At 31.2% G+C, this 1992-nt stretch carries 2 protein-coding genes; one reads left to right on the top strand and one right to left on the bottom strand.

The window, feature by feature from the left end; all coding sequences use genetic code 11:
* Positions 1-1270, top strand: a 1270-nt coding sequence (locus F5ESL0237_RS08315; protein WP_122025393.1) for a DUF4041 domain-containing protein, incomplete at its 5' end; no start/stop codon positions are given.
* A 66-nt stretch (positions 1271-1336) separates the two neighbouring features.
* On the opposite strand, the gene F5ESL0237_RS08310 is transcribed toward F5ESL0237_RS08315, so the two are convergent.
* Complete coding sequence (locus F5ESL0237_RS08310; RefSeq protein WP_158592450.1) at positions 1337-1903, bottom strand: DUF5067 domain-containing protein; 567 nt, start codon at positions 1901-1903, stop codon at positions 1337-1339.
* Positions 1904-1992 lie beyond the last annotated feature (89 nt).

Here is a 1992-nt window from a genome sequence, read left to right as displayed (position 1 = left end):
TGAGCTTAAATTGAGCGTTCAGCAAATGAAACCTGTTGAACTTGATGCTCTTATTGAAAAAAAGAATTCTGAATTGAATGAATTAGATAAAATAATTAAGACTAAGCAGAATAAAGAAAAACAACTTACAACTACTATAAACTCACTGTATACCAAGGTAGACGAATTAAATAACCAAATTGTAGACTTGTCTGAGGAAATAAATTACGAAAGCTATGGTCTCTATAAACCACGTTATGAATTTTCGAATTCAAGTACTTATAAAGGTAAACTGACTGAAGTTCGATCTAATCAAAAAACAATGATTCGTAATGAAATAGCAGCCGAAATATTCGAACCTATGACCATGAATGGCTCTTTAGCTAAGGGAAAATCCATGCAGAAGAAAAATATAAAACAATTACTCCGCTCCTTTAACGGTGAATGTGAAGCAGCCATTAACAAGGTAACAAAATCTAATATTGAAACTATTGAAAAAAGAATAAATACATCATTTGCACAGTTAAATAAATTAAATGAGCCTAATGGTATCCGCCTTACCACTGATTATCTTGACAGTAAATTGGACGAAGCTCATATTGGTCTCGAATATGCATTGAAAAAAGAAGAAGAAAAAGAGCAATTACGAGAGCAACGTGAACGAGAGCGTGAGGAAAAGAAATTACAGCGTGAAATTGCATCAGAACGTGCCAAATACGAAAAGGATGAAGCTCACTTTACTCAAGCAAAAGATCGCATAGCTGACAAATTAAGCAAGACTACAGATACATCTGAGGTGTTAGCTCTTAAACATCAATTACAAGAATTACAAGATAAACTTAATAATATTCGTGAGAGAAAAGAAAAATTACAAGATAGAGCAGCCAATCCTACAGCTGGATATGTTTATATAATTTCTAATATTGGTTCATTTGGTAAAGATGTATATAAAATCGGAGTAACTCGTAGATTAGACCCAATGGATCGCATTAATGAATTAGGAAATGCTTCTGTACCATTTAAATTTGATGTTAATGCTTTAGTATTCAGTGAAGATGCATTCAGCTTAGAATCTAGTTTACATACTTACTTTAAAGAATATCGTGTTAATCGCGTAAATAAGCGCAAAGAATACTTTAAGGTACCTATGAATAAAATCAAGGAAGTTCTTGCTAAACACAAGGAACTAACTTTTGATTTTAATGAGTATCCTGATGCTTATGAGTATCGTGATACCTTGTATATTGAAGAGCATGAAAAAGAAAAAACTGCTACTAGTGCTGTAATCTAAAACATTAAATAATTTCCCAACAAAAAACTGCCATGCTATTCAGCACAGCAGTTATCTTAATAAAATCTAATTTACTCCAAGTTTGTTACTTTGAGATGTAAACTTGCCAAGCTTGAATGTCTTTTGGCCAATTTTTGGTCCATCAACACCTTTGGTAGCTTTCAAAGTAACGGGAATCTTATTACTATCAAGGTTATATGCAATAGCACCTTCGAGTTTTCCACCTTTTTTTATGGACTTATTTTGATTATTCAAGATTTTACCAGCATAGTTCAAAGGTGTTGAACCAACTTCTAGTTTGCCATCTGTATTTTTATTATCTTGATATGCATTGAATACGGCCAACCAAGAAGTTGTGATATCTAATTTCTTTTTACTCTTATTTTTTACAATATATTCAAAAGCTATTTGTTTTTTGTCCTTAGGAGTTAATCCCTTAAAAAACCTAACTTTTGTAATAGTTATATCTAAATCACGGATACTTGCCTTTTCACCATCAAAATAATACTTTGGCTTAGGTTTAACTGTGGATGTTTTAGATTGATTATTACTCTTGTTAGTAGAGGAATTAGAGCATCCCACTAATGACAAACTCGCAATTGCGACAGAAATAATTGTAATAATTTTCTTCATAATGTACTCCTTCATAAAATAATAATTTTATATATATAATTATTATATTTGATTGAAAATATAAAGAAAAGAGTAATTTTGTCCACAAC

This window comes from Lactobacillus sp. ESL0237 (genome assembly GCF_003692985.1).
Classification (GTDB): Bacteria; Bacillota; Bacilli; order Lactobacillales; family Lactobacillaceae; genus Lactobacillus; species Lactobacillus bombicola.
This window is presented reverse-complemented; position numbering and strand designations above follow the sequence as displayed.